The sequence below is a fragment of the Vibrio sp. YT-19(2023) genome, assembly GCF_033337395.1.
On the sequence record NZ_JAWOQN010001258.1, the window covers coordinates 1 to 500 of the forward strand.

The 500-nt window shown below is 46.4% G+C and carries 2 protein-coding genes; both read right to left on the reverse strand.

Features of this window, described 5'->3' with window-relative positions:
• Positions 1-241 (reverse strand): cytochrome c-type biogenesis protein (locus tag R7E78_RS31135; RefSeq protein WP_031840295.1); only part of this gene is annotated, 241 nt, incomplete at its 3' end.
• Positions 238-500: redoxin family protein (locus tag R7E78_RS31140; RefSeq protein ID WP_318059274.1), on the reverse strand; the 263-nt coding region annotated here is incomplete at its 5' end. The genes R7E78_RS31135 and R7E78_RS31140, both read right to left, overlap by 4 nt.

A 500-nucleotide genomic window follows, 5' to 3' on the forward strand; every position in this document is an offset into this window, starting at 1 on the left:
TCTCTTCTTTTGACTTGCCCTCTTTCGTCATTTCGTAGACCTTGTGGCGCAAGTCTTGAGCAAGTTCGGCATTCGAATCAGAGATGGTGTTGTTCTGACATTTAGGGCAGCGCAATGTGTGTCCTAGCTCTTTGAACTGTTGCTCCTGCTCTAAGTTGTCAAACTCATACACTTCAATTGCAGCATGTGCCGCCAACGAGAATGTTAGGGCTGCAAACACTGCTAAAATCACTTTTCTCATTGCTTCGCCTCCTCAACCAGCTGGTTGTACATCGGTGCTAACGTGTCAGCCCAATTTCGAGGGTTAACATCACCTACATGACGGTAACGAATGACACCATTCGCATCGATAATGAAGGTTTCCGGTGCGCCGTACACACCAAGATCCAGACCCAACATACCGCTGCCATCGAACAGACTAATTAGGTATGGGTTACCTAAATCGTTCAACCAACCGATCGCTTTGTTTCGATCATCTTTGTAGTTCATACCGATGATCT